A 6879-nucleotide genomic window follows, 5' to 3' on the forward strand; every position below is an offset into this window, starting at 1 on the left:
ATGATGCCCAGCGAGAAGATGTCGGCGCGCGCGTCGACCGGCTTCCCCGTCACCTGCTCGGGCGACATATAAGGAATGGTCCCCAGGACCTTGCCCTCGCCGGTCGCCAGGGTCCGGGTCGGCGGAGCGCTTCCCTCTCCCACGGATTCGCTCGAGGAAAGCAGCTTGGCCAAGCCGAAATCGAGCACCTTGAGCCGGCCGTCGCTGGTCACGACAATGTTGGCAGGCTTGAGATCCCGATGGACGATGCCGCGCTGGTGCGCCGCCGCCAGCGCCTCCGCGAGTGGGATGCCGATCCTGCAGATCTGCTCCTGGCTCATCCCCGAGGCGGGAATCATCTCCTCGAGGGCACTCCCGCTCACCAGCTCCATCGTCAGGAAGTGAGTTCCTTTCGCCTCCTCTACCGAGTAAATGGTGACGATGCCCGGGTGATTGAGCGCGGCGACCGCCCTGGCCTCGCGCCGGAAGCGCTCCAGGCGCTCCGGATCGGCCGTTGCCTCCTTCGGCAGGACCTTCAGAGCCACCTCGCGCTCGAGCTTCGTATCCAGCGCGCGATACACCACGCCCATCCCGCCTCGCCCGATCTCTTCGAGCAGCCGGTAGTGTCCCAGCTTCTTTCCGGTTGGGGGTTTCATGGTGTCAAGCCCTCTCTGGGGCCAGAGAATATCACGCTGGCGAAAAGGGTCTTCGAAAAGGCGCGGTTGCCGCCATTCCAGAGACACGTCGGAGCCCCTGAAATCTGGCGTTAAGCTTGCCGGCGGCAGCTCTCGTTTCACGGAAAAAGCAGGGGTACGATGAGTACCCTTAACCTGACGCTAGTAGGAGGAAAAAACTGTATGTCGTACCGCCCGTCCCCGCTCCAAGCCGCTGCCGCATGCCTGGTCTGCTTCGCTCTTGCCGGTCCCGTCGCCCGTGCCGCTGACGAGACGAAGATGCCCGCCGAAACCGCCAAGCCACAGGCCACTGCGCCGAAGCACACCATGCCACCGGCCGAAGAGCGTGCGCACCGCCTGACGGAGAGGATGAAGGAGAAGCTCAATCTGAGCGAAGACCAGGTCCCGAAGGTGGAAGAGATCAACCTGCGCACGGCCAAGTCGACCGACACCGCGGTCCAGGCATCGACGCGCGAGGATCGCCAGGCCAAGATTAAGGCCGCGCAAGAGCAGCGCGACAAGGACCTGAAGGATGTCCTGAACCCGGATCAGTGGAAGAAGTACCAGCAGATCAAGGGCGAGCTCCAGTCACAGGCGCACGCCAAGACGCAGGCTCACGCAAAGTCCCACACCTAATCTGACCTCGACACCGCCCCGAGCGAGGGGGCCGCGGCCGCGATCCCCCCGGATACTTCACGGCCCCCTCCCGGCGCGGTTTTTCGACATTTCCCGCTTCCAGCCGCATTGTCCCCCGCCGGCAGTCCGGATTCTCCCGACGCTCTTCCTGCCCTCTGACCCACGCCAGCCGAGTATTGCCGCTCTTGACTCGACCTTGACGCCTCCTGAATAATGCCCACTCCCCAGGATCGAATCTCGAAAGCGACATCGAGCGAAAGACGGTCATGCTCCAGAAAGCCACCGCCACCGTAGGTCTGCTTGTGCTCTGCGCCCTCCCCGCCCTCGCCTTCGACGGCCAGGTCCTGCTCCCCGACGGAGCGCCCGCCGTGGGAGCCACCGTCTCGATTACCGGGGTCGAAGGAACCACACGCACCAATGCGGAGGGACGCTTCCATTGGGAGCCCGACCCGACGTTTCCCTGCGAGCTGCGCGTCCTCCTCGCGGGAGGTCAGTACACGGCCCCTGTAAGGCTCGACTCGGCCCCGGCGCAGGGAACACCCATCAAGGTCACCCCCGTCCTGTCGGAATCGGTCACCGTCATCGCGACGCGCGTCCCGGAGCCCAGCAGCGAGGTGCCGGCCTCGGTGACCGTGGTGAGCGGCGAAGATATGGTCAATCGCGGTGCTCGCGACCTTCAGGGCGCGCTTTCGCAGGCGGTCGGCCTGGACGTGGCGCCCGGCGGCGACGCGGGACCTGCCAGCTCGGTGGTCGAGATGTGGGGCCTCAAGGAGTTCGACGCCTACTTGCTGGTCGTGGACGGCGTTCCCTGGGGGGGCGCCTTCAATCCTGCCATGCAGGCGCTGGATCTGTACGATGTCGACCACATCGAGGTGCTGCGCGGCGCCGCCCCCGTCACCTATGGGGCGACCTCGTTCGTGGGGGTCATCGAAGTCTTCAAGCGCGAGGCGGACGATCCGGCGAAAGTCCTCTCCGTGGCTGGCGGGAGCTATGGCAGCTACTCAGCCAGCTATCGCACGCCGCTGCCGGGCTGGGCCTCCGTCCAGTCGGCCCTGAGCCTCGATCTGGGTCAGGCGGGTTACAAGGATGATCGTACCGAGGTGCAGCGCGGGCATCTGTTGTGGAAGAACGTCGTTCCGGCGGGGTCCGGGAAGCTGCGCTTCGACGTGGACGGCTTGTGGCAGCAGCAGGATCCGGCGAGCCCGCGCGTTCGCGTAGGGGCGGATCTGGCGCCCGAAGTCGCTCTGGACACCAACCAGAATCCCGGCGGATCGCACATCGACGAGAATCGCTTCGCGCTGAATGTCTCCTACGAGCAGCCGGCGTTGAAGGGATCCTGGACGAGCCGTTTCTCGGTCGCGCACTCGAGCCAGGACATCCTGCGCGGCTTCCTGGTGGACGTTTCAACCGTCAATCCCAACGCCCACGGCTTCCGTCAGGACACGCCGATCACCGATATCTATCTCGACAGCCACGTCGCGTTTCCGCTGGCCAGGAAGCTCCAGCTGGTCACCGGCGTCGATTATCTCTATGGGCACGGCGAGACTTCGGGCGGCGACTTCGATTACTTCGTGAACCTGAACGGCGACAATCCCCCCGACGGCGAAGACCTGGCCAGTCAGGCGGACATCAAGATTACCGACGTGCGGAATTTCGCCGGGGCGTACGGACAGTTCCGCTGGGATCCGAAGGAGACCTGGCATTTCGAGCTGGGACTGCGCGTGAATTACACCGACGAGTCGCGCGACGCCAGCGCGGTGGAGTTCGGCAGCGGCACGACCGAGGGCGGCACCGACAGTATGAATCTATGGCGCGGCAGCGGCTATGCCGGAGTGACCTGGACCGCCTGGCACCAGGGAGCGGAGGCGCTCTATTTGTTCGCCGATTACCGCAACACCTACAAGCCTGCGGTGGTCGATTTCGGGCTGGAAGCGGAAGACGAGATTCTGAATCCGGAGACGGCCGAGAGCGTGGAAGTCGGCGTGAAGAGCCGCTTGCTGGATGGGAAGCTGTCCCTGGAGATGAGCGCGTTCCAGATGAACTTCCACAACCTGGTGGTCTCGCAGAACGTCGGCGGAGTTCCCTCGCTGGAGAACGCCGGCAGCGAGCGCTTCCGCGGGCTAGAGATCGCTTCGGCCTGGCAAATCAAGCCGGCGCTGAGCTGGCGGGTCGGATACAGCCTGCATGACGCGCGCTTCACGGACTACACGACTCAGCTCGACCCCATCCCCGCGCCTCCCACCGTGCTTGATGGAAACCAGCTCGAGATGTCGGCGCGCAACATGGCCTTCATGGGCTTCGTCTTGGCGCCGGAGCGCGCCTGGCGGGGAAGCATCCAGGCCAACTATGTGGGGACGCGCTTCCTGAACAAGCGCAACACCGCGCCCACGGAGGCCTTCACGACGCTCGACGCGGGAGTGGGATACCGCTACAAGGACCTGGAATTCCGCCTGGATGGCTACAACCTTACCGACCAGAGGGAGCCGGTCTCCGAGAGCGAGCTGGGGGACGCGCAATACTACATCATGCCGGCGCGCAGCCTGGTGGTCGGCGTCCGCTGGAACCTGGGTTCGTAGGACCGCTCGGCAGAACCTACTTCGCGGCTCCCTCCCGGCGTGGGACCTTCAGCTCCGCCAGCTTCTTGGCGACATCGTCGCCCGCCGCGCCGGCGTTCACGTTGCGATCCACGAACAGAATGCGCCCGTCGGGGCCGATGTAGAAGGTGTTGCGGGCGGCGTAGCCCGACTGCAGCACGCCGTAGGCTTCCGCCGTCTTCTTGTCGGGGTCGCTCAGGATGGGATAGTCGAGGCCCAGGGACTCGGCGAACTTGTGGTTGGTTTCGGCATCATCGACGCTGGCAGCGAAGTAGGCGACCTGGAAATCCCGAATCTTCGGTCCGCTCGCACGGAGCGACTTGCACTCGGCCGTTCATCCCCCGGTGAAAGCCTTCGGAAACCAGGCGATGACGACCACTTCCTTCCCTTTGAAATCTGACAGATTGTAAGTCTTGCCGTCCGAGCCGGCGAGCGAGAAGGCGGGAGCCATGTCGCCTACGTCGGGCGGCTTGGCGCTTCCCGCGGCTGCCGCGGCCGCCGCGGCTGCCAGAAACGCGAGCATCAGAGTTTTCATGCCTTACCCCATGTTGTGGTGAGCGGGTCATTATCCCCGGGTCGATCCTCCGAAGCAATTGGACGCGAGCGATTCGCGCCGGCGCGCTTTCCCACCGAAGACTTGACGCACCGAGTCCGATTCTATAATGCTGCGTATTACGCCCTGATGAACGCCGGAGCTCTCCAAGGGCGCACGCGCGGTTTATGGGCAAGCTTGGCAAAACTCCCCCTTCCTCCGAAATCACTCCGGAGCCTTTGTACTGGAGGCGCCGGGAATTCATCAAGAATGCTCTTCTGTTTACCGCTACGAGCGCAGGAGTGGGTGGCGGCCTGCTCTGGCTCATGGAGGGGCGGCGTAGGGGACGGCCCGCGGCATCGCCGGCGCGCGCATCCGCCGGCGCCGCTATCAAGGAGAAGCAGCTGTTCGAATCCGCCGGCCCCAGCCCGTACAGCACCTCGGAGACGCAGACGCCCTACGGAGACGTAACCTCCTATAACAACTTCTACGAGTTCGGGACGGACAAGGGTGATCCGGCGGCCAACGCTCACACCCTCAAGCCCCGGCCGTGGACCGTGGAGATCGAGGGCGAAGTCGGCAAGCCCCAGCGGATCGACATCGACCAGCTGATGCGCTGGGCTCCGCTCGAGGAGCGCATCTACCGCATGCGCTGCGTCGAAGCCTGGTCGATGGTGGTGCCATGGCTCGGCCTGCCGCTCGGCGCGATCCTCAAGCGGGTCGAGCCGACCTCGCGGGCCAGATACGTCGCCTTCACCACACTTCTTGATCCGAGCCAGATGCCCGAGCAGCGTCGCGACGTGCTCCCGTGGCCCTATGTCGAGGCGCTGCGCCTGGACGAGGCGATGCACCCGCTCGCGATTCTGGTGGTCGGGCTCTACGGCAAGCCGCTGCCCAATCAGAACGGAGCGCCGATCCGCCTGGTGGTGCCCTGGAAGTATGGCTTCAAGGGGATCAAGTCGATCGTGAAGATCCGTTTGACGGAGGAGCAGCCGCGGACGACCTGGAACGTCGCCGCGCCCGACGAGTACGGCTTCTACGCCAACGTCAACCCGGCTGTCGATCACCCGCGCTGGAGCCAGGCGACGGAGCGCCGCATCGGCGAGCTGCAGCGACGCCCGACGCTTCCCTTCAACGGCTACGCCGAGCAGGTCGCCGGCCTTTATTCCGGCATGGACCTGCGCAGGAACTTTTGATGGTGGCCGGCGCCGTGCGTCGATCGGTACCGCATCCGTGGCTCAAGCCGGCCGTGTTCACCGGCTCGCTCGTGCCGCTGGCCGCCACGCTCTGGAGCGCCCTGCGCGGTGAGCTGGGCGCCAACCCGATCGCCGAGGCGCTCAACCGGCTCGGCCTGATGGCGCTCGTCTTCCTGATCGCCTCGCTCACCTGCACGCCGCTGAGGGCTGCTTTCGGGTGGACGTGGCCGATCCGGCTGCGCCGCATGCTCGGCCTGTTCGCCTTCTTCTACGCCCTGCTCCACATGACGACCTACATCGGGCTCGACCAGACGCTGAGCTGGCGCGCGATCTTCGCCGACATTACCAAGCGCAAGTTCATCTTCGTCGGCTTCCTTGCTTTCGTCATGCTGCTCCCGCTGGCTCTCACCTCCACGGCGGCGGCCGTGCGACGCCTCGGCTTCGTCCGGTGGAAGCGCCTACACCGGCTGGCCTACGCAGCCGGCATCCTCGGCGTCATCCATTTCATCTGGCGCGTGAAGAAAGACCTGAGAGAGCCGGTCATTTACGCCGTCATTCTTGGAGTGCTGCTTCTGGCGCGGCTGGCGGCCTCGCTGCACGACCGTCCAAAGCGCGACCCTGCCCGGTGGACCCCCACGATGCAGAGCTGAGGGAAGCCACTTGGGGTTTTACGCAAGATACGTTCTCCCCCGGCTCATCGACCTGGCCATGCGCAACAAGGATGCTGCTCGCCTGCGGGCCGAGTGGATCCCGAAGGCGCGCGGCAAGGTTCTGGAAATCGGCATCGGTTCCGGGCTGAATCTCCCCTTTTACTCATCGGAGGTGGAGCAGATCGTTGGAGTCGATCCATCCCCAGAGCTCAAGGAAATGGCGCGAAAGCGGGCCGCGGGCACCTCGTTGCGCGTCGACCTCCTGCTCCAGTCGGCGGAGAGATCTATCCCGCTCGAAAGCGCCGGCTTCGACACGGCGGTCACGAGCTGGAGCCTTTGCTCCATCCCCGATGCCTCGTCCGCGCTCGAAGAGGTCCGGCGCATCCTGAAGCCCGACGGGCGTCTGCTATTCCTGGAGCATGGTCGCGACCGCGACGCGGGGGTCGCGGCCTGGCAGGACCGCCTGACTCCCATTTGGAAGCGCGCGGGCGGCGGCTGCCATCTGAATCGCCGCATCGACATCTTGATCCAAAATGCGGGATTTCGAATCGAGGAGCTGCGGACCGCCTACCTGCCGGGACCACGCCCGATGACCTATACCTACCAGGGAGTTGCGTC

The 6879-nt window shown here is 65.0% G+C and carries 7 protein-coding genes; 5 read left to right on the forward strand and 2 right to left on the reverse strand.

What is annotated here, in order from left to right:
* On the reverse strand, positions 1-635 hold a 635-nt coding region (locus tag VFW45_08530), incomplete at its 3' end, for a serine/threonine-protein kinase (GenBank protein ID HEU5180825.1).
* 297 nt (positions 636-932) lie between these two features.
* Here VFW45_08530 and VFW45_08535 point away from each other — a divergent pair.
* Positions 933-1289 carry a hypothetical protein gene (locus VFW45_08535; GenBank protein HEU5180826.1) on the forward strand — a complete coding sequence of 119 codons (357 nt, stop codon included), beginning with the start codon at positions 933-935 and terminating at the stop codon, positions 1287-1289.
* Between the two features lie 266 nt (positions 1290-1555).
* Positions 1556-3865, forward strand: coding sequence for a TonB-dependent receptor (locus tag VFW45_08540; GenBank protein ID HEU5180827.1), 2310 nt, complete (start codon positions 1556-1558; stop codon positions 3863-3865).
* 16 nt (positions 3866-3881) lie between these two features.
* Here the strand turns inward: VFW45_08540 and VFW45_08545 are convergent, their stop codons facing one another.
* Entirely contained in the window at positions 3882-4418 is a 537-nt protein-coding gene (locus VFW45_08545) for a peroxiredoxin (GenBank protein ID HEU5180828.1), read from the reverse strand.
* Between the two features lie 185 nt (positions 4419-4603).
* Here VFW45_08545 and msrP point away from each other — a divergent pair, with 185 nt between their 5' ends.
* From msrP to VFW45_08560, 3 genes are all read left to right on the forward strand, one after another.
* Positions 4604-5611, forward strand: a complete 1008-nt coding sequence (gene msrP / locus VFW45_08550) for a protein-methionine-sulfoxide reductase catalytic subunit MsrP (protein HEU5180829.1) — start codon at positions 4604-4606, stop codon at positions 5609-5611.
* Positions 5611-6261, forward strand: coding sequence for a protein-methionine-sulfoxide reductase heme-binding subunit MsrQ (locus VFW45_08555; protein ID HEU5180830.1), 651 nt, complete (start codon positions 5611-5613; stop codon positions 6259-6261). The genes msrP and VFW45_08555 overlap by 1 nt, the downstream gene beginning before the upstream one ends.
* A 10-nt stretch (positions 6262-6271) precedes the next feature.
* On the forward strand, positions 6272-6879 hold a 608-nt coding region (locus VFW45_08560; GenBank protein HEU5180831.1), incomplete at its 3' end, for a class I SAM-dependent methyltransferase.

The organism is Candidatus Polarisedimenticolia bacterium, from assembly GCA_035764505.1.
Lineage (GTDB): Bacteria > Acidobacteriota > Polarisedimenticolia > Gp22-AA2 > AA152 > AA152.